Source organism: Micromonospora sp. DT228 (assembly GCF_049841595.1).
GTDB lineage: Bacteria > Actinomycetota > Actinomycetes > Mycobacteriales > Micromonosporaceae > Micromonospora.
Genome location: NZ_JBNCKO010000003.1, coordinates 559,559 through 581,162 on the forward strand (window position 1 = coordinate 559,559; position 21,604 = coordinate 581,162).

19 protein-coding genes are annotated in these 21,604 nt (G+C 71.8%); 10 read left to right on the plus strand and 9 right to left on the minus strand.

Features of this window, described 5'->3' with window-relative positions; translation table 11 throughout:
* Positions 1 to 68: 68 nt before the first annotated feature.
* The 7 genes from ACLQ29_RS09390 to ACLQ29_RS09420 form a co-directional block, all read right to left on the minus strand.
* On the minus strand, positions 69 to 1,331 hold the full coding sequence (locus ACLQ29_RS09390; protein ID WP_425771207.1) for a DUF2786 domain-containing protein: 1,263 nt from the start codon (positions 1,329 to 1,331) through the stop codon (positions 69 to 71).
* Positions 1,332 to 1,595: 264 nt separating this feature from the next.
* Positions 1,596 to 1,883, minus strand: a complete 288-nt coding sequence (locus tag ACLQ29_RS09395) for a hypothetical protein (protein ID WP_425771208.1) — start codon at positions 1,881 to 1,883, stop codon at positions 1,596 to 1,598.
* Between the two features lie 88 nt (positions 1,884 to 1,971).
* The gene (locus ACLQ29_RS09400) at positions 1,972 to 3,069 is read right to left on the minus strand and encodes a CaiB/BaiF CoA transferase family protein (protein ID WP_425771209.1); all 1,098 of its coding nucleotides are present in this window, start codon (positions 3,067 to 3,069) and stop codon (positions 1,972 to 1,974) included.
* 200 nt (positions 3,070 to 3,269) lie between these two features.
* Positions 3,270 to 5,426 carry a 3-hydroxyacyl-CoA dehydrogenase NAD-binding domain-containing protein gene (locus tag ACLQ29_RS09405; protein ID WP_425771210.1) on the minus strand — a complete coding sequence of 719 codons (2,157 nt, stop codon included), beginning with the start codon at positions 5,424 to 5,426 and terminating at the stop codon, positions 3,270 to 3,272.
* A gap of 13 nt (positions 5,427 to 5,439) precedes the next feature.
* The gene (locus ACLQ29_RS09410) at positions 5,440 to 6,654 is read right to left on the minus strand and encodes an acetyl-CoA C-acetyltransferase (RefSeq protein ID WP_425771211.1); all 1,215 of its coding nucleotides are present in this window, start codon (positions 6,652 to 6,654) and stop codon (positions 5,440 to 5,442) included.
* Positions 6,644 to 7,810 carry an acyl-CoA dehydrogenase family protein gene (locus tag ACLQ29_RS09415; RefSeq protein WP_425771212.1) on the minus strand — a complete coding sequence of 389 codons (1,167 nt, stop codon included), beginning with the start codon at positions 7,808 to 7,810 and terminating at the stop codon, positions 6,644 to 6,646. Before ACLQ29_RS09415 ends, ACLQ29_RS09410 begins: the two co-directional genes overlap by 11 nt.
* A gap of 119 nt (positions 7,811 to 7,929) precedes the next feature.
* The gene (locus ACLQ29_RS09420) at positions 7,930 to 8,907 is read right to left on the minus strand and encodes a helix-turn-helix transcriptional regulator (RefSeq protein ID WP_425771213.1); all 978 of its coding nucleotides are present in this window, start codon (positions 8,905 to 8,907) and stop codon (positions 7,930 to 7,932) included.
* A 100-nt stretch (positions 8,908 to 9,007) separates the two neighbouring features.
* Between ACLQ29_RS09420 and ACLQ29_RS09425 the strand changes: the two genes are divergently transcribed.
* Positions 9,008 to 9,406, plus strand: coding sequence for a VOC family protein (locus ACLQ29_RS09425; protein ID WP_425771214.1), 399 nt, complete (start codon positions 9,008 to 9,010; stop codon positions 9,404 to 9,406).
* A gap of 28 nt (positions 9,407 to 9,434) precedes the next feature.
* On the opposite strand, the gene ACLQ29_RS09430 is transcribed toward ACLQ29_RS09425, so the two are convergent.
* The gene (locus tag ACLQ29_RS09430; protein WP_266248397.1) at positions 9,435 to 9,653 is read right to left on the minus strand and encodes a helix-turn-helix transcriptional regulator; all 219 of its coding nucleotides are present in this window, start codon (positions 9,651 to 9,653) and stop codon (positions 9,435 to 9,437) included.
* Between the two features lie 165 nt (positions 9,654 to 9,818).
* On the opposite strand from ACLQ29_RS09430, the gene ACLQ29_RS09435 reads away from it, so the two are divergent.
* Both ACLQ29_RS09435 and ACLQ29_RS09440 read left to right on the plus strand, forming a co-directional pair.
* The gene (locus ACLQ29_RS09435; protein ID WP_425771215.1) at positions 9,819 to 10,049 is read left to right on the plus strand and encodes a hypothetical protein; all 231 of its coding nucleotides are present in this window, start codon (positions 9,819 to 9,821) and stop codon (positions 10,047 to 10,049) included.
* Positions 10,050 to 10,219: 170 nt separating this feature from the next.
* Positions 10,220 to 10,864 (plus strand): TetR/AcrR family transcriptional regulator, encoded by a 645-nt coding sequence (locus ACLQ29_RS09440; RefSeq protein WP_425771216.1) that lies wholly within the window; start codon positions 10,220 to 10,222, stop codon positions 10,862 to 10,864.
* Positions 10,865 to 10,998: 134 nt separating this feature from the next.
* On the opposite strand, the gene ACLQ29_RS09445 is transcribed toward ACLQ29_RS09440, so the two are convergent.
* The gene (locus ACLQ29_RS09445) at positions 10,999 to 11,901 is read right to left on the minus strand and encodes a zf-HC2 domain-containing protein (protein WP_425771217.1); all 903 of its coding nucleotides are present in this window, start codon (positions 11,899 to 11,901) and stop codon (positions 10,999 to 11,001) included.
* 72 nt (positions 11,902 to 11,973) lie between these two features.
* Between ACLQ29_RS09445 and ACLQ29_RS09450 the strand changes: the two genes are divergently transcribed.
* The 7 genes from ACLQ29_RS09450 (at position 11,974) to ACLQ29_RS09480 (ending at position 21,583) form a co-directional block, all read left to right on the plus strand.
* Positions 11,974 to 13,014: a TRM11 family SAM-dependent methyltransferase gene (locus tag ACLQ29_RS09450; RefSeq protein WP_425771218.1), complete on the plus strand. Its 1,041-nt coding sequence runs from the start codon at positions 11,974 to 11,976 to the stop codon at positions 13,012 to 13,014.
* 425 nt (positions 13,015 to 13,439) lie between these two features.
* Positions 13,440 to 13,529, plus strand: coding sequence for a K(+)-transporting ATPase subunit F (gene kdpF, locus ACLQ29_RS09455; protein WP_393365946.1), 90 nt, complete (start codon positions 13,440 to 13,442; stop codon positions 13,527 to 13,529).
* Positions 13,529 to 15,184: a potassium-transporting ATPase subunit KdpA gene (gene kdpA / locus ACLQ29_RS09460; RefSeq protein ID WP_425771219.1), complete on the plus strand. Its 1,656-nt coding sequence runs from the start codon at positions 13,529 to 13,531 to the stop codon at positions 15,182 to 15,184. Before kdpF ends, kdpA begins: the two co-directional genes overlap by 1 nt.
* 20 nt (positions 15,185 to 15,204) lie before the next feature.
* The gene (gene kdpB, locus ACLQ29_RS09465; RefSeq protein WP_425771220.1) at positions 15,205 to 17,400 is read left to right on the plus strand and encodes a potassium-transporting ATPase subunit KdpB; all 2,196 of its coding nucleotides are present in this window, start codon (positions 15,205 to 15,207) and stop codon (positions 17,398 to 17,400) included.
* A complete protein-coding gene (locus tag ACLQ29_RS09470; RefSeq protein WP_425771221.1) occupies positions 17,400 to 18,281 on the plus strand; it encodes a potassium-transporting ATPase subunit C in 882 nt (293 codons plus the stop codon). The genes kdpB and ACLQ29_RS09470 overlap by 1 nt, the downstream gene beginning before the upstream one ends.
* 72 nt (positions 18,282 to 18,353) lie before the next feature.
* Positions 18,354 to 20,906 carry a DUF4118 domain-containing protein gene (locus tag ACLQ29_RS09475; RefSeq protein ID WP_425771222.1) on the plus strand — a complete coding sequence of 851 codons (2,553 nt, stop codon included), beginning with the start codon at positions 18,354 to 18,356 and terminating at the stop codon, positions 20,904 to 20,906.
* Positions 20,903 to 21,583: a response regulator gene (locus tag ACLQ29_RS09480; RefSeq protein ID WP_425771223.1), complete on the plus strand. Its 681-nt coding sequence runs from the start codon at positions 20,903 to 20,905 to the stop codon at positions 21,581 to 21,583. Before ACLQ29_RS09475 ends, ACLQ29_RS09480 begins: the two co-directional genes overlap by 4 nt.
* The last annotated feature ends 21 nt before the right edge of the window (positions 21,584 to 21,604 follow it).

The window sequence follows — 21,604 nt, forward strand, 5'->3', positions numbered from 1 at the left end:
CCGTTCCCTACGGCGTACCGAAGAAAATCGTAGAAATCGTCGCCGGTGGGGGTCCCACGCCGGGCTGTTCAGCGCCGATCGGGTCGGCCCGGCACCTGGCGGGGCTTGCGCCCGCCGCCGACGTCAAGCGACGCCCGGTCGGCGGCCGAGGTGCCCGACGACCAGCCCTCGGCGTCGCGCACGCTGAGTCGGTGCCGGGTCACGCCGGGAAAGAGCGTGTCCAGCCGCTCCCGGACCGCCTCGCCCCGGGCGGCGAGCACCGGCAACAGTCGCTCCGCCCCGGCCGTCTCGGCCGCTGCCTGGTCCGCCGCGTCGGTGGCCGCCTCGGTGGCCGCGCGCAACCGCTCACCGATCCGCAGCGCGAACGCGTTGAGGAACGACTCGTCCCACACCTTCGTCCGCCGCCCCGATCCGGGCCGACGCTCCGCCCGCCCGCGCAGCATGGCCGCGGTGGCCTGCACCAGCAGCGAGGTGTAGAGCAACTCCACCGCCACCAGGTCGGCCGGCCAGCCCAGCACCGTGGCGAAGCCGAGATCGTCGGACCAGACCGCCTCGCACCTGTTCGCCACCGCCACCTCCTGCACCAGCAGTGCCTTCGCGCCCGCGTACGGGGTGTCGGTGCTCAGGCGTACCCCGCCGGGCACGTCGCCGCGCTCCGACCCGGCGGCCAGCAGCGCCTCGTCGATGCTGTGTCGGGCGATCAGCTCCTGCGCCTTACCGGTAAGCGCCTCCGCCTCGGCCGGGAAGGTCGTCGACTCGGCCTTGGCCAGCAGCGCCCGGACCCGATCCAGCATCGGCGACCCGCTGCGCGCCGGACCGGCCGACCGGGCGGTCGCCGCGCCACTCGACCCGGGTGGCGGGCGCAGCACCGCGATCGGCGGCAGGCTCTCCACGAGCGCGAGGACGTCCACGGCCGTACGGAGCGCGTCGACCCGGTCCAGCGACTCTCGGGCGGACCAACCGGACAGCACGTTCTCGGCGTTCGCCCGCCCCTCGGTGGTGACCTCGCGTAGCTGCTCGTCGAACCAGGCCGGGACCGGATCCGGCTGCTCGCGCCGTTGGACGGCCATCGCGTCGCGGACCAGTCGCGCCGCGCGGGCGTCGAGTCGCCGCGCGGTGATCCGGTCCAGGTCGACGGGCTGCCAGCCGCGCGGCCAAAGCCGCGTCAGGCCGCGGACCAGGCGGCGCAGCAACGCCGCGTCCACCGCCGTGCTGCCGTCCGCCGCGCCGGTGCCGACAATCAGTTGGTCCAGCTGCCGTTCGGCCTGCCGTACGTCGGCGCCGCGCACCGCCGCGAGTGCGTTGGCGACGAGTTCGTCCGCGTCCGGCACGGGCACCTCCTTCTCGGTTTCCGCTGCCGGCGAGGCTTCCCGACCCGCCTCAGCTCCATGATCATGCCCCGCGCGGGGCCGGCGGCACGAAACGGGGATGTTGCCGCCGCCTGAGTCCGCCTGTCGGCCTTGGCTCACCGCGCCCGCGCTTGATCAACACAGGGTCCTTGAAAGCGGGGCATCCCACCGGGCCGGACACCCCGATGTTGCCGACCTCGTGTTGACCTTGACGTGGACGCGGTCCCCTGTCGCGGGACCTCTAGCTCAACGCGGCCGGGGGGCGGAGGTGCCCGATCGGAGTGCGCTGGCGAGGTGCTGGAGGAACGTGCGGATGCTCTCCTCGCTGTGCCGGGTCTCGATCTCGTCGTTGAGCGGGACCCCGGAGCGCAGCGCCTGGTCCAGCGCGTCCAGCGTCGCGGTCCGGTCGCCCGGGTAGCGCCCGTCGACCACGCCACTGGCGACCCAGGCCACCACCGAGTCGTCAAGCACCTGCTCGAACTGGATCCCGTAGAGGATTCCGTTGATGTGGCCCTTCCACAGGTCCGTGGCCATGCTCGTCGACTCCCTGAAGAACGGCTGCCGTCCCGGCCGGGACCGGCTCTGCCGAGCGTGCCATCACTGCCCAGAACGTGCAGACCCGTCAGGTCCGTCGCGGCCAGGTGGCGAGAATCTCCGCCGCCGGCAGGACGTCCCGATCCGGGTCCGGCGCGGGGGCCGGGCGGGCCGCGGGCGTCCGGTCGAAGCGGGGCGCCGGGGCCGGTTGGATCTCGCCGCCCACCTCGACGAAGGTGCCCCGCGCGGCGTTGTGCGGGTGTGTGTGCGCCTCACCGGGGGCGAGCACCGGCGCGACGCAGGCGTCCAGGTCGCTGAAGACCGCCGTCCACTCGTCCCGGGTCCGCTCGGCGAACCGCGCGGTGAAGCGCCGCCGCAACACCTCCCAGCCGCTCGGGTCGTACTGCGCGGGCAGGTCCGGGTCGTCGGCCAGGTCGAGGCCGGTGAGGAGTACGTCGTAGAAGGCCGGTTCCATCGCGCCGACGGCCATGAATCCACCGTCGGCGGTGGCGTACGTGTCGTAGAACGGCGCTCCGCCGTCGAACATGTTGCGCCCGCGCGGAGCGGACCACAGGCCACTGCCGAGCAGCCCGTGCAGGAACGACGTGAGCAGCGCCGACCCGTCCACCATCGCCGCGTCGACCACCTGGCCGACGCCGGAGCGTTCCCGTTCCAGCAGCGCCGCCAACACACCGACGGCAAGCAGCATGCCGCCCCCGCCGAAGTCGGCGAGCAGGTTCGTCGGCGCGTACGGGCGCTCGCCGTCGCGGCCCAGCGGCTCCAACGCCCCCGCCACCGCGATGTAGTCGATGTCGTGCCCGGCCCGCGACGCCAGCGGGCCGTCCTGGCCCCAGCCGGTCATCCGCGCGTACACCAGCCCGGGGTTGCGCGCCTGACACACCTCCGGGCCGAAGCCGAGCCGCTCGGCGACCCCCGGCCGGTACGCCTCGACGAGCACGTCCGCCCGTTCGACGAGGCGCAGCAGGTCGGCCACGCCGGCCGGGGACTTCAGGTCCAGCGCGGTCACCCGTCGGCCGCGCTGCAACGGCCCGCCGGTCGGCGCGGCCAGCCGCCCCGCACCCGGGGCGCCCGGCCGGTCCACCCGCACCACGTCCGCGCCGAGGTCGGCGAGCACCATGCAGCCGAACGGCGCCGGCGCGAGGCTGGCCAGCTCGACCACCCGCACACCCGCGAGCGGCCCACCACGCGTCGGCCTGCTGCGCGCCGAGTTGCCCTGTGCCGGCCCGCCCTGCGCTGAGCCGCTGTGCGCCGGATGGCCGTTCGCCGATTCGCTGCGCGCTGATCCGGCAGGCTCGCGGCCGCTGCCAGGCCCGCCGTCAGTGCCAGGCTCGTCGGCGGGCGACTCGGACGGAGCTGTGGGCCCCGTCACGCGACGCCTGCCGGTTCGCCGGATCGGGCGGCCAGCCGGTCGACCAGGTCGGCCGGGGGTGTGAACCGGTCGCCGTACCGGTCGGCCAGCTCGGCGGCGCGTGCCGCGAAGCCGGCGGGACCGCCCGCGTACTGCCGGACGTAGCGGACGACCCCGCCCGTCCAGGCGGGAAAGCCGATGCCGAAGATCGAGCCGATGTTGGCGTCGGTCTCGGTGCGCAGCACCCCCTCGTCGAGGCAGCGCAGCGCGTCCAGCGCCTCGGCGAAGAGCATCCGTTCCTGGAGGTCGGTGAACGGCACCGCCCGTCCGGCGTCGGTGACCAGGTCGGCGAGGCCGGTCCACAGCCGGCCCCGGGCGCCGTCGTCGTAGGAGTAGAAGCCGCGCCCCGCGGCGCGCCCCGGCCGGTCGTACGCGTCGACAAGCTCGTCGACGAGCCGGTGCGCCGGCAGCGGCAGGAACTCCTCGCTGGCGCCCTCGAACTGCCGACGGATTCGCTGGATCAGGGTGAGACTGACCTCGTCGGCCAGAGCGAGGGGCCCGGTCGGGTAGCCGGCCTGCAACGCGGCCTGCTCCACCGAAGCGGCCGGTACGCCCTCGACGACCATGCCGACCGCCTCGTCGAGGAACCGACCGATCACCCGGCTGGTGAAGAAGCCCCGGCCGTCGTTGACCACGATGGGGGTCTTGCCGATCCGCCGGCCCAGGTCGAACGCCCGTGCCAGGGTGGTGTCGCTGGTCCGCGCGCCGACCACGATCTCCAGCAGCGGCATTCGGTCCACCGGGGAGAAGAAGTGCATGCCGATGACGTCGGCCGGCCGGTCCAGTCCCTCGGCCAGCCCGGTGATCGGCAGGGTGGAGGTGTTGGAGGCGAGCAGCGCGTCGGGCGCCACCACCGGCAGCACCTCGGCGAAGACCGCCCTCTTCAACGCCGGGTCCTCGAAGACCGCCTCGATCACCGCGTCGCAGCCGGCGAGGGCGTCGACCTGGTCCGTGGTGGTGATGCGGCCCAGCACCGCTCGGGCGTCCGCCTCCGTCGCGCGGCCCTTGCCTACCGCGCGGGCCAGCAACCGCTCCGCGTGCTCCCGCGCCCGGCCGGCGGCCTCCGGCGTGACGTCCCTGACCACCACGTCCAGGCCGGCGCTGGCGCAGGCGTACGCGATGCCCGCGCCCATCATGCCGGCGCCGAGCACCGCCACCCGGCGCACCGGCGGGGCGTCCACGCCGGTCGGCCGGGCCGCGCCGCCGTTGACGGCCTTCAGGTCGAAGAAGAAGGCGCCGATCATGTTCTTGGCGACCTGCCCGGTGAGCAGGCCGATCAGGTGTCGGGTCTCCACTGTGAACGCGGTCGCCAGGTCGACCTGCGCCCCCTCGACGGCGGTCGCCAGGATCGCCTCGGGCGCGGGCAGCCGGGCACCCTTGAGCTGCTTGCGCAGGGTGGCCGGGAAGGCCGGCAACTGGGCGGCCAGCGAGCGGCTGGCCGGGGTGCCGCCGGGCATCCGGTAGTCCGGCCGATCCCACGGCTGGCTCGGGCGCGGGTTGGCGGCGATCCAGGCGCGGGCCCGGTCCAGCAGTGCCGCCGGGGTGGCGACCACCTCGTCGACAAGCCCCGCGGCCAGGGCGTCGGCGGGGCGCATCCGGCGACCGGTCAGCAGCACCGTGGTCAGTGCCGCGGCCAGGCCGAGCATTCGTACCGTCCGGGTGACACCGCCGGCACCGGGCAGCAGGCCCAGGGTCACCTCGGGCAGCCCGAGCCGGCTGTCCGGCGCGTCCAGCGCGATCCGGTGGTGACAGGCGAGGGTGATCTCCAGGCCACCGCCGAGCGCCGAGCCGTTGATCGCGGCGACCACCGGTCGGCCCAGCGTCTCCAACCGGCGCAGGTCCCGTTTGATGGTGTCGAGCAACTCGGCCAGCTCCGGCGCGTCGGCTCGGGTCGCGCGGACCATCTCCGGCAGGTCGCCACCGGCGAAGAAGGTGGACTTGGCGCTGGTCACGATCACGCCGACGAGATCGGGCTCCGCCTCCAACCGGTCGAGCGCGGCGCTCATGGACGCGGCGTACGCCCGGTTCATGGTGTTCGCGGACTGGTCGGGGTCGTCCAGGGTGAGCGTGACGATGCCGTCGGCGTCGCGGTCGTACCGGATGGTGTTTGTCATTGTCGTCCCCCGGTCAGCAGCGCTCGAGAACTGTGGCGACGCCCATGCCGCCGCCGATGCAGAGGGTCACCACGGCGCGGCGCAGGTCGCGGCGCTCCAACTCGTCCACGGCGGTGCCGATCAGCATCGCCCCGGTCGCGCCGAGTGGGTGGCCGAGCGCGATCGCGCCGCCGTTGACGTTCACGCGGTCCGGGTCGAGGCCCAGGTCGCGGACGTACTTGAGCACCACCGCCGCGAACGCCTCGTTGATCTCGAACAGGTCGATGTCGTCGACTGTCAGCCCGGCGACGGCGAGCGCCTTGTGGGTGGCCGGGATCGGGCCGCTGAGCATCAGCGTCGGGTCGACGCCGCTGACCGCCGCGCTGACGATCCGGGCGCGCGGGGTGAGGCCGAGATCCCGGCCCACCGACTCCGAGCCGATCAGCACCAGTGCCGCGCCGTCCACGATGCCTGACGAGTTGCCGGCGTGGTGGACGTGCTCGATGGCCTCCAGCCAGTGGAACTTCTGCAACGCGACCGCGTCGAAACCGGCCGCCTCGCCGATCGTGGCGAACGACGGGGTGAGCCGGGCCAGCGCCTCCCGGGTGGTCTCCGGGCGCGGGTGCTCGTCGACAGTGAGGATGTCCAGCCCGTTGCCGTCGCGTACCGGGACCACCGAGCGGGCGAAGTGCCCGCCGGCCCACGCCTTGGCGGCCCGCTCCTGCGACCGCAGCGCGTAGCCGTCCACGTCGTCGCGGGTGAACCCCTCCAGGGTGGCGATCAGGTCGGCGCTGACGCCCTGCGGCACGAACGACGTGGCAAGCGCGGTCTGCGGGTCGGTGGCCAAGGCCGCGCCGTCGGCGCCCATCGGCACCCGGGACATCGACTCCACCCCGCCGGCGAGCAGCAGGTGCTCCCAGCCGGAGCGGATCCGCGCGGCGGCCGAGTTGACCGCCTCCAGTCCGGAGGCGCAGAACCGGTTGAGCTGCACCCCGCCCACCTGGTCGGGCAGCCCGGCCAGCAGCGCGGCGGCGCGTGCCAGGTCGCCGCCCTGCTCGCCGACCGGGGTCACGATGCCGAGCAGCAGGTCCTCCAGCCGGCCCACGTCCAGGCCGGGGTTGCGCTCGCGCAGCGCGTCGATCAGGCCGACCACCAGGGAGATCGGCTTGACCCCGTGCAGCGCGCCGGTGTCCCGGCCGCGTCCGCGCGGGGTGCGGACCGCGTCGTAGACGTACGCCTCAGAGGGCACGGGCGATCAACTCCTTCATGATCTCGTTGGTGCCTCCGTAGATCTTCTGGACTCGGGCGTCGGCATACATCTGGGCGATCGGATATTCCGTCGTGTAGCCGTAACCGCCGAAGATCTGGAGACACCTGTCGACGACCTCGCACTGCCCTTCGGTGAGCCACGACTTCGCCATCGCCGCGGTCGCCACGTCCAGGTCGCCGCGCGTGTGCCGGACGATGCAGTCGTCCAGGAAGACCCGGCTGACCCGGGCGCGGGTGGCGCACTCGGCGAGCACCATCCGGGTGTTCTGGTGGCCCATCAGCGTCTTGCCGAAGGCGGTGCGCTGCTTGGCGTACGCGACCGTCAACTCGACGGCCCGTTCCATGGCCGCGACCGCGCCGACGCCGATGACCAGCCGTTCCTGCGGAAGCTGCTGCATGAGCTGGATGAAGCCCCGCCCCTCGGCGTCGCCGAGCAGGTTGGCCGCCGGCACCCGGAACTCGTCGAAGAACAACTCGGCGGTGTCGTTGGCGTGCAACCCGATCTTGGACAGCAGTCGGCCCCGACGGAAGCCCTCCGGATCGCCGCCGACCTCGCAGACCAGCAGCGAGACACCCGCCGCCCGCTGCTCGGGGTCGGTCTTCGCGGCCACGATGATCAGGTCGGCCAGGCCACCGTTTGTGATGAACGTCTTCGCACCGGTGATCAGGTAGTCGTCCCCGTCGCGGATCGCCCGGCTGCGCATCGCCTGGAGATCGGAGCCGCCGTCCGGCTCGGTCATCGCGATAGCGCCGACAAGTTCACCGCTGCACAGGCCGGGCAGCCACCGCCGCTTCTGCTCCTCGCTGCCGTACGCGACCAGGTAGCCGGTGACGATGCCACTGTGGACGGACAACCCGAGGCTGTTCTCTCCGGAGTACGCCTGCTCGTGCAACAGCACCGCCTCATGGGTGAACCGGCCGCCTCCGCCGCCGTACTCCTCCGGAACGGACAGGCCCAGCAGCCCCAGCTCACCGGCGCGGCGGTAGTGCTCCCGGTCCGGATGCCCCTGCGCCAGCAGGCGGTCGGCGTGCGGCAGCACCTCCTTGGTGAAGAAGGCGCGGGCCAGGTCGGCGAGGTCGTCGTGCTCCGGCTCGCGCCAGACTGAGGGGGAACCGTCGAGCGGGGGCGTCGGCATGTCCACCACCCTCGCGCCGTGTTGGCAGCATGTCAATAAGTCGTGGTCCGCAGCCGGGCACAAGGCTCCGGGTCGTCCGCGAAGGGCAGGTGCCCGCAGCCCGCCAGCGCCCCGGGCGACTAGCCGCGGGTCGACTCACGTCGTCCGGAGGCCGCCAGCCGCTCAGCGAGTGCGACGACACGGTCGCGGAGTTCGTCGGGGCGTTCGATGACGAACGGCAGGTCGAGCGCGGCGAGCACGGCGGGTAACCAGTCGAGACTCTCTGCCCGGATCTCCACGTCCTGCCAACCTTCGTCCGCACCCTCTCGCACCTCGGCGATGCTGGCCGGTAGCTGCCTGCGGATCTGCTCACGTGTTCCTCGTACCCGCAGCGACACCGCATGTTGGTACGGCGCCTGTGCCATCGAGGCGAGGAGGTGCGCTGCGGGATCGTTCCCGGCGGGCGGCTCGAACGAGCCGGGCAGCGTTCTCGCGTCCGCGATGCGGTCGAGCCGAAGGGTCCGATCCGCACCGATATCCGGATCGACTCCGGTGACATACCACCGGCCCGCATGGTTGACCAGCCCGAACGGATGCAGTGCGCGGACGCTACGCCTGCCGTTGCGCGAGGTGTACTGGAGTGAGATCGGCCGGTGCTGGCGGACCGCCTCGGCGACCGTGAGTAGTACGTCCGTCTGCGGCGCAGGTAAGTCGCCGGGTTCGGTGGTGAAGGCGAGGGACTGGAGTACGGCGTCCAGCCGGTCCGCGATCCGCGGCGGCAGGACGCGCCGGATTTTCGCGGTGGCAGTCTCGCCCGCCGTACCGGTAGCGGTCGCCAGCCCGGCACGGCGGCCGGCAATCAGGCCGAGTAGGACGGCCAGGGCCTCGTCGTCGCTGAACATCAGCGGCGGCAGACGATAGCCGGCGGCGAGCCGATACCCGCCGTAGCGACCGCGCACCGACTCCACTGGCACGTCGAGGTCGACCAGGTGACTCACGTAGCGCCGCACCGTGCGCGGTTCGACACCGAGGCGCTCGGCAAGCTCGGCCATCGTCCGGACGCCGCCGGACTGCAGGAGCCCCAGCAGTGCGAGCACCTGGGCTGTCGGTCGTGCCACGGTCTGAACGCTAACCCGAATACTGGACCAGATCTGTCCAGTATTCGGGTTAGCGTTCGGGCGACAGACCGGTACCGACCGTACTGAGCAGGGAGAAGGCATGGATTTCGTATCGATCCGCATCATCACCGACGACATCAACCGCCTGGTCGGCTTCTACGAGAAGATCACGGGCGTGCAGGCGGCCTGGGGCAACGAGGACTTCGCCGAGTTGCGCACCCCCCACGGCACGCTGGCGATCGGCAGTACCCGCACCGTCCCACTGTTCGCGCCAGGGTCGGCCCGCGCGGCCGACAACCACACCGTGATCATCGAGTTCCTCGTGGCAGACGTGGACGCGCTCTACGAGAGGCTGCAGCTCGTGGTGGAGGACGTCGTGAACGAGCCCATGACAATGCCCTGGGGTAACCGAGCCCTGCTCTTCCGCGACCCCGACGGCAACCTGGTCAACTTCTTCACCCCGGTGACCCCGGACGCGATCGCGAAGTTCGGCCGCTGACCAGGTCGGCGCAGCCAGCGCGCGTGAACTACTCGGCCTCGTCGCCGTCGGTGGGGCGAGGTGGGCGGTGCTCGGCGATCCACGCCTCCACATCGGCCCGCAGCCAGACCGTGGTCCCGTGCAGCCGCTGGAACGGCGCGGGGAAGGTCGGATAGCGGATGAGCTGACGCATCCGGGTCCGGCTCACGCCGCCGAGCAACTCCTGCAACTCGTGCGGACCGACCAGTGGACCCGGGACCTCACCCATCAGTCGAAGGTAGGGCGATCAGGAATGCCGAATTGCGTCTACCTACTTGCGCAGCCCTTCCGAATGGGTGAAGGTGAACTCATCGGCCCGGCTGGGGCTCGGGCCGATTGGTCAGCAATCGCGAGTGCTGGGAGGAGGCCCGATGGATCAGGCGACGGAGTTGGCGTGGCTGCGGGAGCGGGTCGGGGGTTGGAGACGGCGTTGCACTACGCACGCAGGGAGTTGTTCGATCTCCGTTGTCGGCTCACGCTGATCGGCCGGGTGGTCCGGGACGTCGACCGGGTGCAACGGGCGCCCGGAGTGGCGGTCGGCGCGATCAACGCGGCGCTCTACTCCGAGACGTCCAACCTGCGGCACCTCGGTCGGCACGTGGTCCGGCGCCGCCGCGGCCAGTGATCACGTGATGCTCAGCAGTTCGAGAACGGCGCTGGCAACTGCTGGACATGAAGTGATCACGGGCGGCACCTCTTGATCAGGTGATGAAAAGTAGGTCTCGAAGCTGCCCTGTACCTACTTCTCATCACTTGATCAAGGTGAGGGGGGTGGCTGCCGCTAGGGTCGGGCAGATGAGTGTCGAGACGGCTCCGCGCCGCCGTCGTCTGGAGCCGGACGCCCGGCGCGGCCAGATCCTGGCCTGCGCGGTCCGGCTGTTCGGCGAGCGCCCGTACGCGGACGTGTCGACCACCGACGTCGCCCGGGAGGCGGGTGTCGCTCGCGGTCTGGTCAACCACTACTTCGGTGCGAAGAAGGACCTCTACCTGGAGGTCGTGCGGGTCATGGTGACAATTCCGGAGGTCGCCCTCGACCGGTTGCCCAAGGGTGACCTGCGGACCCGGGTCGACGCCAGCGTCTCCTGGTTCCTCGACGTGGTGTCCCGGCACAGCACCTCCTGGCTGGCGGCCTTCACCGCCCGGGGGATGGGCGGCGACGCGGACGTGGAACGGGTGCTCGCCGAAGCCGAGGAGGTCGCCGCGGACCGCATGCTCGTCGCCGTCGGCCTGGCCGGCGAGGCGGAGCACCGGGAGGAGTCGCGTGCCATGGTCCGTGCGTACGGCGGTCTGGCCACGTCGACCGCCCGGGAGTGGCTCCAGCGCGGCGCGTTGACACGTGCCCAGGTGCACCTACTGCTCGCCACCACCCTGCTGACAATCGTCGAACAGGTCATCCCGCAGGCCATCGCCGCCCCGACCCGGCCAGCGCCGCCCGCTTGAGCTGCCCGATCCCGCTCCGGGTGGGATGGTCGCGTCGCCGCTGACGGCGCCCCCCGCGTCGTCACCGGCACCGATGACGGGGGTCGACTCGCCGAGCTGGAGCACGATGACGACGGTCAGGATGACGATGGCGATCAGGCGGCGCGGCGTCCGCCGGCCCGCCCACCGCGGTCGGCACGCGCGGCCGTGGCCGGGAGGTCGGCACGCGCCGCCGCGGCGGCATGATCAGCTCGCGCCGCCGGAGCCGCGAATCGGTCGGCGGCCTGCGCCGGGTACGACTCGGCGCGGACCACCCGCAGCGGCCGGTCCACCTCGTCGGTGCCGAACCGCCAGCGTGACGGCGCTGGCTGCCGCTGCGGCGAAGGCCCACCGGGGCGCAGGCCGGGCCGGGACAGCAACACCGTGATCAGGTAGCCGACCACCAGGAACCCGTGACTGACCAGCCGCTCCCCGCCCACCGATCCGGTGGCCAGGTCGTTGACCGAGAGCAGCAGCAACGTGCCGACGAACGCGCTGAGCATCGGCAGCAGCCCGGCCGGCGGGCTGCGGCGGACCGCCACGAAGAGGAAGCCGGCGCCCACCGCCACGTTCCACGCGGCTGACTCGTGCCACAGGTGCTGGCCGGACGGGTGCAGGTGGTCGGTGGTCGCGCCCCGGCCCACCTGGGCCAGGCCGAGCACCAACTGCACCGCGCCGAGCAGCCCGAGCGCCGCGCGTAGCCCGGCGACCAGCGTGCCGCGCCCGAGCGCCGCGCGTAGCCCGGCGACCGACCCACCGCGCGCGACCGAACCAGCGCGTCGCCACCACGGCCGGCGGGCCGGCTCCGCCGCGACGGCGGCCAGGATCGCCGCAGTCCGGTCGGGCACATCAGCCACCAATCGGGTACGAACCCGACGTGTCACCGCGGCCGCCGCCGTGAACCAGGCCCGGCACTCGGCACACCCGTCGAGGTGTCCCTGCACCGCCGCCAGCTCGGCGGCGGTCTCCTCCCCGTCCAGCTGCGCGGACAGGACCTCCCGCCACTGCTCACACCCCATGTACCGGTAGTCGCTCCGAGAGCCGCTCCGGTTCCCGGCGACCCGGTCGGGTTGTGGAATACTCGCCGGATCATGACGCGCTACGGCCTGCTGATCCTGCCCGCCACCAACCGGGTGTACGCCCGCTCCGCCGTCGACCTGACCCGGGCCGAGCTGGAGATCTTCGGCCGCTCGGCGCTCGACGGCCGGATCGGCGAGCTGGACACCGAGGTCGTCGGAGGGGCGTCCTACGTCACCTTCACCGGGGACGGGCTGACCGAGCGGGACCTGGCCGTCCTGGGCAATCTCTCCGCCGGGTACGCGCTGTTCGAGATCGTCGGTGAGCTGCTGCGGCCGATCGAGTGGAGCCGACTGGACCGCTACGACGACGACCTGCTCACCATCCAGAAGTACCCGGGCAAGACCAACGAGCAGTTCACCAAGCTGCTGCTCAACGTCACCCTGCTCGCCTCGGACTGGGCCGGCGAGCTGACCAGTCGGCGGTTCCGGGTGCTCGACCCGCTCTGCGGCCGGGGTACGACCCTCAACCAGGCCCTGATGTACGGGTTCGACGCCGCCGGCATCGAGCGCGACCAGAAGGACGTCGAGGCGTACCGGGCGTTCATCACCACCTGGCTGAAGCAGAAGCGGGTCAAGCACCGGGTGCTGGAGTCGGGGCCGGTGCGGCGCGAACGCAAGGTGGTCGGCCGGCGGGTGCGGATCGAGTTGGCGCCGACCCGCGAGGAGCACAAGGCCGGCCAGACCCAACTGCTCGACGTGGTCAACGCCGACACGGCCCGCTCTTCGGAGTTCTTCCGCCCGGAGACCGTCGACCTGGTCGTCGCCGACGCACCGTACGGCGTGCAGCACGGCAGCCGTACGGCCGAGAAGGGCCTGACCCGTGATCCGCTGGCGTTGCTCGCGGACGCCGCGCCGGTCTGGGCGCGGTTGCTGCGTCCCGGCGGTGCCCTCGGTATCTCCTGGAACACCCACGTGGCCAGCCGCGAGGACGCGGCGGCGGCGCTTGCCGACGCCGGCCTGACCGTGGTCGACGAGGAGCCCTACCGCGCGCTGCGGCACCGGGTCGACCAGTCGATCATGCGCGACGTGCTGGTGGCCCGCCGCCCGGCCTGAGCCAGGCCGCCGCCCGCGCCACGCGCCACCCATCCGGGTCGCGCATGGTCTCTCTCGTATGTCCTTTGCTCTGCACCCGCGGAGGCGACGCTCACGCTCTGTAGCTGGCGCCTCCGCGGGTGCAGAGCAAAGGGAACGGACAACTGGTCTTGACCTCGCGGACGGGCCCGGACCTGTGCCGCATTTCACCTGTTCAGTGGGCAGGTGTGAAAACCACGTCAAGAAAAGGTTCGGCCCCGTCATGGTCGCGTTATGACCCCTGCCGTCCGGCGGGTGGTGGGGCTTTGATTGCCCGGCGCGACCGGAAGGCGGTCGCGACGAACCTTTCCGGTCTGAGGAGTCAGCGTGTCTGACGTGGTGTTCGTGGTCCTGACGGTGGTGCTGTTCGCAGTGCTCGCCCTTGTGGTCCGGGCGGTGGAGAAGCTGTGAACGCGGTAAACGCCGTCGGTCTGGTGCTCGCGATCGGCCTGGGCGCGTTCCTGGTGTTCGCCCTGCTGTTTCCGGAGCGCTTCTGATGACCATGACAACAGCGGGCGTCATCTTCGTCGTGACGCTGGTGGCGGCCCTCGTCGCCGTCTACAAGCCGTTCGGCGACTACATGTTCCGGGCGGTCGCCGGCACGAAGCAGTCCCGGGTCGAGCGGGGAGTCTTCCGGCTGGTCGGGGTCAACCCGGCCGCCGAGCAGACCTGGGGGGTGTACGCCCGCAGCGTGCTGGCGTTCTCCGCGGTCTCGATCCTGTTCCTGTACCTCTTCCAGCGGGTGCAGAACCACCTGTGGCTGTCCCTGGGCTTCGACCCGGTGGTGCCGCACGGCGCCTGGAACACGGCCGTCTCGTTCGTGACGAACACCAACTGGCAGTCGTACTCGGGTGAGTCGACGATGGGCCACCTGGTGCAGATGGCCGGCCTGGCCGTGCAGAACTTCGTCTCGGCGGCGGTCGGCATCGCGGTGGCGGTGGCCCTGGTACGCGGCTTCGCCCGGAGCCGGACCGGGCAGCTCGGCAACTTCTGGGTCGACCTGACCCGGATCGTGCTGCGGATCCTGCTGCCGATCGCCGTGCTCGGCGCCATCGCGCTGATGATCGGCGGCGTGGTGCAGAACCTCTCCGGTGGCACCGACGTGAGCACGCTGACCGGCGGCTCCCAGACCATCACCGGTGGTCCGGTCGCCAGCCAGGAAGTGATCAAGGAGCTGGGCACCAACGGTGGCGGCTTCTACAACGTCAACAGCGCGCACCCGTTCGAGAACCCCACCACCTGGACGAACTGGCTGGAGATCTTCCTGATCTTCCTGATTCCGTTCAGTCTTCCCCGGGTCTTCGGCCGGATGGTCGGGCAGAACCGGCAGGGCTACGCCATCGCCGCGGTGATGGGCATCCTCGCGTTCGCGAGCGTCGCCATCACCAACATCTTCGAGTTGGCCGGCCACGGCACGGTGCCGCAGGCGGTCGGCGCGGCGATGGAGGGCAAGGAGGTGCGGTTCGACGTGTCGAACTCGGCCACCTTCGCCGCCGCCACCACGCTCACCTCCACCGGTGCGGTGAACTCGTTCCACGACTCGTTCACCTCGCTCGGCGGCATGATGACGATGGTCAACATGATGCTCGGCGAGGTCGCGCCGGGTGGCACCGGTTCGGGTCTCTACGGCCTGCTCATCCTCGCGGTGATCACGGTCTTCGTGGCCGGTCTGATGGTCGGTCGCACCCCCGAGTACCTGGGCAAGAAGATCGGGTCGCGCGAGATCAAGTTCGCCTCGCTCTACTTCCTGATCACGCCGATCCTGGTGCTCGTCGGCACGGCTGCGGCGTTCGCCACCGGCAACAACTCCACGGCGCTCAACGTCGGCCCGCACGGCCTCTCCGAGGTGCTGTACGCGTTCACCTCGGCCAGTAACAACAACGGCTCGGCCTTCGGCGGCATCACGGTCAACACCACCTGGTGGGACACCGCGCTCGGGCTGTGCATGCTGCTGGGCCGGTTCCTGCCGCTCATCTTCGTGCTCGCGTTGGCCGGCTCGCTGGCCCGCCAGGCACCCACCCCCGCGTCCGAGGGCACCCTGCCGACCCACCGACCGCTGTTCATCGGCATGGTCGTCGGCGTCACGGTGGTCCTCGTCGCGCTGACCTTCCTGCCCGCGCTCGCGCTCGGCCCGCTGGCAGAGGGGCTCTGACCATCATGAGGAACGAGGACATGTCCGTCACGTCCGCCCCCACCGAGCAACTCCCCGGCACACCCGCCACCCAGGGCAACCGGATCGGCGGGGGCCTGCTCGACCCCCAGCAGCTCATCCGGTCCCTGCCGGACGCGGTACGCAAGCTCAACCCCACCACGCTGTGGCGCAACCCGGTGATGCTGATCGTCGAGGTCGGCGCGGCCTTCACCACGGTCCTGGCGGTGCTCGACCCGTCGGTGTTCGCCTGGGCCATCACCGTCTGGCTCTGGCTGACGGTGGTCTTCGCCAACCTGGCCGAGGCGGTCGCCGAGGGCCGGGGCAAGGCCCAGGCCGCGACGCTGCGCCAGGCGAAGAAGGACACCATCGCCACCCGGCTGGTCGACTGGAAGCCGGGCGCGCGGGCCAACACCTACCGCGACGAGGCGGTGCCCGCGTCGGAGCTGCGCCAGGGCGACGTCGTGCTCGTCGAGGCGGGCGGCATCATCCCGGGCGACGGCGACATCGTCGAGGGGATCGCCAGCGTCGACGAGTCGGCGATCACCGGTGAGTCGGCCCCGGTCATCCGGGAGTCCGGCGGTGACCGCAGCGCGGTCACCGGTGGCACGAAGGTGCTCTCCGACCGGATCATCGTGAAGATCACCCAGAAGCCCGGTGAGAGCTTCATCGACCGGATGATCGCCCTGGTCGAGGGCGCCAACCGGCAGAAGACGCCAAACGAGATCGCGCTGAACATCCTGCTCGCCGCGCTCACCGTCATCTTCCTGCTGGCCGTGGTCACGCTCCAACCGCTTGCCATCTTCTCCAAGGCGTACCAGGCGGCCGCACCGGACAGTGGCGCGATCACCAACTCCGGCGTCACCGGGGTGGTGCTGATCTCGCTGCTGGTCTGCCTGATCCCCACCACCATCGGCGCGCTGCTCTCCGCCATCGGCATTGCCGGCATGGACCGGCTGGTGCAGCGCAACGTCCTGGCCATGAGTGGTCGGGCCGTCGAGGCGGCCGGCGACGTCAACACCCTGCTGCTCGACAAGACGGGCACCATCACGCTGGGCAACCGGCAGGCCGCCGAGTTCGTCCCGGTCGAGGGGGTCGACGCCGCCCGTCTGGCCGACGCCGCGCAACTGTCCAGCCTGGCCGACGAGACCCCGGAGGGGCGCTCGGTGGTGGTCCTGGCGAAGAACGAGTTCGGGCTGCGCGAGCGGGAGCCCGGCGTGATGCCGCACGCCACCTTCGTACCGTTCACCGCGCAGACCCGGATGAGCGGCGTCGACCTGACCCCGGACGGCAGCGTGGACGGCGGCGCGGTGGGCACGGCCCGCCGGGTCCGCAAGGGCGCCGCCGCCGCGGTGATGACGTGGGTACGGGAGAACGGCGGCCACCCGACCGAGCAGGTCGGCGAGATCGTGGACGCGATAAGCGGCACCGGCGGCACCCCGCTGGTGGTCGCCGAGCACGTCGACGGTGAACCCGCCCGCGCTCTGGGCGTCATCCACCTCAAGGACGTGGTCAAGTCCGGCATGCGGGAGCGGTTCGACGAGATGCGTCGGATGGGCATCCGGACCGTGATGATCACCGGCGACAACCCGCGGACCGCGAAGGCGATCGCCGACGAGGCCGGGGTGGACGACTTCCTGGCCGAGGCGACGCCGGAGGACAAGCTCGCGCTGATCAGGCGGGAGCAGGAGGGCGGCCGGCTGGTCGCGATGACAGGTGACGGCACAAACGACGCGCCGGCGCTCGCCCAGGCCGACGTCGGGGTGGCCATGAACACCGGTACGTCGGCCGCCAAGGAGGCCGGCAACATGGTCGACCTCGACTCCGACCCGACCAAACTGATCGAGATCGTGGAGATCGGCAAGCAGTTGCTGATCACCCGGGGCGCGCTGACCACGTTCAGCATCGCCAACGACATCGCGAAGTACTTCGCGATCATCCCGGCCATGTTCGCCGGCCTCTACCCGAGCCTGGACGCGCTGAACATCATGCGGCTGTCCAGCCCGGAGTCGGCAATCCTGTCCGCCGTCATCTTCAACGCCCTGGTGATCATCGCGCTGATCCCGCTCGCCCTGCGGGGCGTGCGGTACCGGCCGGCCGCCGCGTCGAAGCTGCTCGGCCGCAACCTGCTGGTCTACGGACTGGGCGGCATCATCGTGCCGTTCATCGGGATCAAGCTCATCGACCTGCTCATCCAGTTCATCCCGGGGATTTCGTGATGCGTCTACCCACCTGGATCGCCCAACACCTCGCCGCGCTGCGCGCCGTGCTCGTCTTCACCGTGCTGCTCGGCCTCGTCTACCCGCTGGCGCTGGTCGCGCTCGGTCAGCTACCCGGCCTCCACCACAAGGCCGACGGCTCGCTGATCACCGCGGGCGGGAACACCGTCGGCAGCGCGCTGATCGGCCAGTCCTTCACCGACGCGGACGGCAACCCCGTCGCCCGCTACTTCCAGTCCCGCCCCTCGGCCGCCGGCGACGGCTACGACCCGACGTCCACCTCGGCCAGCAACCTGGGCCCGGAGAGTGTCGTCGACACCCTCGCCACCGACCCGGAGGAGGCCAGCGAGAGCCTGCTCACCCAGGTCTGCGGGCGCAGCAGGGAGATCGGCGAGCTGAACGGCGTCGACGGCCGGCGCCCCTTCTGCACCGACGACGGGGTGGGCGCCGTGCTCGCGGTCTTCCGCGCGGGCGGTCTGACCGGCAAGGTCACCCGGGTGGTGAGCGTCAACCAGGCCGCCCCGGCGACGCCATTCGTCGGCGAGTACCAGGGGGTCGCCGTGGAGCTGGCCCAACCCGGCGAGGACTACGTGGCCCTCGGTGGGGTGGTCACCCCGATCCGTGGCGACGCGCCCGCCGACCCGGCGGTGCCCGCCGACGCGGTCACCGCCAGCGCCAGCGGCCTCGACCCGCAGATCAGCCCGGCGTACGCCGAGTTGCAGGTGAACCGGGTCGCGCGCGAGCGCGGCGCGGACCCGGCGGCGGTCCGCGAGCTGGTCGAAGAGCACACCGGCGGGCGAGGGCTCGGGTTCATGGGTGAGCCCGGCGTCAACGTGCTGGAGCTCAACCTCGCCCTCGACAAGCGGTTCGCCGCGCGCTGAGCACACTCGCGGGCGGGGCCGAGCCGACCGGCGCGGCCCCGCCCGCCGACCTGACCAGGGAGGATGGGTCCCGTGCCACGCGGAGAACTGCGCATCTATCTCGGGGCCGCCCCCGGCGTCGGCAAGACGTACGCCATGTTGGAGGAGGCCCAGCGGCGGGCCGCGCGCGGCACCGACGTGGTGGTCGGCTTCGTGGAGACCCACGGCCGCCAGCAGACCGCCGCGATGCTCGGCGACCTGGAACAGGTGCCCCGCCGCAGCATGGACTACCGGGGCGCCGAGTTCACCGAGATGGACCTGGACGCGGTGCTGGCCCGCCGGCCGGAGATCGCGATCGTCGACGAGCTGGCGCACACGAACGTGCCAGGTTCCCGGCACGACAAGCGCTGGCAGGACGTCCAGGAGCTGCTCGACGCGGGGATCGACGTGCTGTCCACGGTCAACGTGCAGCACCTGGAGTCGGTGAACGACGTCGTCGCCCAGATCACCGGCACCACCCAGCGGGAGACCGTGCCGGACGAGATCGTCCGCGCCGCCGAGCAGGTCGAGCTTGTCGACATGACCCCCGAGGCGCTGCGCCGGCGGATGGCGCACGGCAACATCTACCGACCCGACAAGATCGACGCCGCGCTGGGCAACTACTTCCGGGTCGGCAACCTGACCGCGCTGCGCGAGCTGGCGCTGCTCTGGCTTGCCGACAAGGTCGACGAGCAGCTCGACCGCTACCGCAGCCAGCAGGGCATCGCCGCCACCTGGGAGGCCCGGGAACGGGTCGTGGTGGCGCTGACCGGTGGCCCGGAGGGCGAGACGCTGATCCGTCGGGCCGCCCGGGTCGCGGCCCGCAGCAAGGGCGCCGACCTGCTCGCCGTGCACGTGGCCCGCAGCGACGGCCTGGCCGGCGCGGACCCGGCCCAACTGGCCCGCCAACGAGTCCTCGTGGAGAGCCTGGGCGGTACGTACCACCAGGTGCTCGGCACCGACGTGCCGGCCGCGCTGCTGGACTTCGCCCAGGGTGTGAACGCCACCCAGTTGGTGCTCGGGGCCAGCCGGCGGGGTCGCCTCGCGCAGATCTTCGCTCGGGGCGTCGGGGTCACCACCACCGCGCTCTCCGGCTCGATCGACGTGCACCTGGTCACCCACCGGCAGGCCGGTAAGGGTCGTCGGGCGGCAGCCGTGCCGGCGGCGTTGTCCCGGCGTCGCCGGCTGCTCGGCTTCGGCCTGTCCGCGCTGGGCATGCCGCTGCTCACCCTGCTGCTCAAGGCGCTGCCCGACCTGACGATTACCAACGACATCCTGCTGTTCCTCGCCGGGGTCGTCGGGGTCGCGCTCGTCGGCGGGGTGTGGCCCGCCCTGGTCGCCGCGCTCGGCGGGTCACTGCTGCTCAACTGGTTCTTCACTCCGCCGTACCGGACGCTCACCATCGCCGAGGCGGACAACCTGCTCGCGCTCGCCGTCTTCGTCGGCGTGGCGCTGGCGGTGAGCTGGATCGTCGACGTGGCCGCCCGGCGTACCCGGGAAGCCGCGCGGGCCGCCGCCGACGCGCAGACCCTCGCCGCCGTCGCCGGTGGCGTGCTGCGCGGCGAACGCCCCCTGCCGGCCCTGCTCGACCAGCTCCGGGAAACCTTCGGGCTGCGCGCGGTGAGCGTGCTGGAGCTGGCCGAGGAGGCCAGCGGGCGCCCGGAGCGGGCCCGCGAGGAGCACGCCTGGTGCGTCGTGGCGAGCGTCGGCGAGCAGCCGGCCTGCACGCCCGACGGCGGCGAGACGGCGGTACCCGTCGACGAGCGGATCACAGTCGTGCTCAGCGGCCGACGGTTGGAGGCCGCCGACCGGCGGATCGTCGAGGCGTTCGCCGCCCAGGCCGCCGTCGCGCTGCGCCAGGAGCGACTCGCCGAGGAGGCCGCTACCGCCCGGCCGCTGGCCGCCGCGGACCGGATGCGTACCGCGCTGCTCGCCGCGGTCAGCCACGACCTGCGTACGCCTCTCGCCTCAGCGAAGGCGGCGGTGACAAGCCTGCGCAGCCACGACATCGAGTTCGACGAGTCCGACCGGGAGGAGTTGCTGGAGACCGCCGAGGAGTCGCTGGACCGGCTCGCCCGGCTGGTCGGCAACCTGCTGGACATGAGCCGACTCCAGGCCGGCGTCCTCGGCATCACGGCCACGGCGATCGGCCTGGAGGACGCCGTACCCCTGGCGTTGGACGAACTTGGCCCGGCGGCCGCGACCGTCGGCACGGACATCCCGGCCGACCTGCCGGCCGCCACCGCCGACCCGGGCCTGCTGGAACGGGTGCTCGTCAACATCGTCGCCAACGCGCTGCGCTACAGCCCGCCCGGTCAGCCGCCCACCATCACCGCCAGCGCCCACGCCGGCCAGGTGGAGCTGCGGGTGATCGACCGAGGGCCGGGCATCCCCGAGGACCAGTGGGAGCACGTCTTCCTGCCGTTCCAACGCCTCGGTGACCGGGACAACCAGACGGGTGTCGGCCTCGGGCTCGCCCTGTCCCGGGGGTTGGCCGAGGCGATGGGTGGCAGCATCACCCCGGAGACCACCCCCGGCGGTGGGCTCACCATGGTGCTGCGGCTACCAGCAGCCGCGCCGACCAGCTCGGAGGGGTCGCAGGAATGACGCGCATCCTGGTCGTCGACGACGAACCGCAGATCCTGCGCGCCCTGCGGATCAACCTGCGTGCCCGCCGCTACGACGTGGACGTCGCCGACACCGGGGCCGCCGCGTTGAAGGCCGCCGCCAGCCACCCGCCCGACCTGGTGGTGCTGGACCTCGGCCTGCCCGACATCGACGGTGTGGAGGTGATCCGCGGCCTGCGCGGCTGGACAAGCGTGCCGATCATCGTGCTCTCCGGCCGGGCCGGCAGTGCGGACAAGGTCGCCGCCCTCGACGCCGGCGCGGACGACTACGTCACCAAACCGTTCGGGGTGGAGGAGCTGCTGGCCCGCATCCGCGCCGTCACCCGCCGCCTCGGCGCCCCCAGCGAGGCGGTGCCGGCGCTGCGGATCGGCCAGCACACCGTCGACCTGGTCGACCACCGCGTGCGGCACGACGACGGCTCCGAGGTCAAGCTGACCCCCATCCAGTGGAGCGTGCTGGAGAAGCTGCTGCGCCACCCCGGCAAGCTGGTCAGCCAACGTCAGCTCCTCCAGGACGTGTGGGGGCCGGAATACCTGAACGAGACAAACTACCTGCGGCAGTACCTGGCCCAGCTGCGGCGCAAGCTGGAGGACGACCCGGCGCGCCCCCGGCACCTCGTCACCGAGCCGGGCATGGGCTACCGCTACCGCCCCTGACCCGTTGACACCCGCTGGCAG

Coding starts and splice junctions, on each gene's coding strand:
- ACLQ29_RS09395 (WP_425771208.1), bottom strand. CDS start 1,883: ATGGCCACGGACCTGTGGAAGGGCCACATCAACGGAATCCTCTACGGG.
- ACLQ29_RS09405 (WP_425771210.1), bottom strand. CDS start 5,426: ATGACAAACACCATCCGGTACGACCGCGACGCCGACGGCATCGTCACG.
- ACLQ29_RS09415 (WP_425771212.1), bottom strand. CDS start 7,810: ATGCCGACGCCCCCGCTCGACGGTTCCCCCTCAGTCTGGCGCGAGCCG.
- ACLQ29_RS09425 (WP_425771214.1), top strand. CDS start 9,008: ATGGATTTCGTATCGATCCGCATCATCACCGACGACATCAACCGCCTG.
- ACLQ29_RS09430 (WP_266248397.1), bottom strand. CDS start 9,653: ATGGGTGAGGTCCCGGGTCCACTGGTCGGTCCGCACGAGTTGCAGGAG.
- ACLQ29_RS09440 (WP_425771216.1), top strand. CDS start 10,220: ATGAGTGTCGAGACGGCTCCGCGCCGCCGTCGTCTGGAGCCGGACGCC.
- ACLQ29_RS09445 (WP_425771217.1), bottom strand. CDS start 11,901: ATGGGGTGTGAGCAGTGGCGGGAGGTCCTGTCCGCGCAGCTGGACGGG.
- ACLQ29_RS09450 (WP_425771218.1), top strand. CDS start 11,974: ATGACGCGCTACGGCCTGCTGATCCTGCCCGCCACCAACCGGGTGTAC.
- kdpA (WP_425771219.1), top strand. CDS start 13,529: ATGACCATGACAACAGCGGGCGTCATCTTCGTCGTGACGCTGGTGGCG.
- kdpB (WP_425771220.1), top strand. CDS start 15,205: ATGTCCGTCACGTCCGCCCCCACCGAGCAACTCCCCGGCACACCCGCC.
- ACLQ29_RS09470 (WP_425771221.1), top strand. CDS start 17,400: ATGCGTCTACCCACCTGGATCGCCCAACACCTCGCCGCGCTGCGCGCC.
- ACLQ29_RS09480 (WP_425771223.1), top strand. CDS start 20,903: ATGACGCGCATCCTGGTCGTCGACGACGAACCGCAGATCCTGCGCGCC.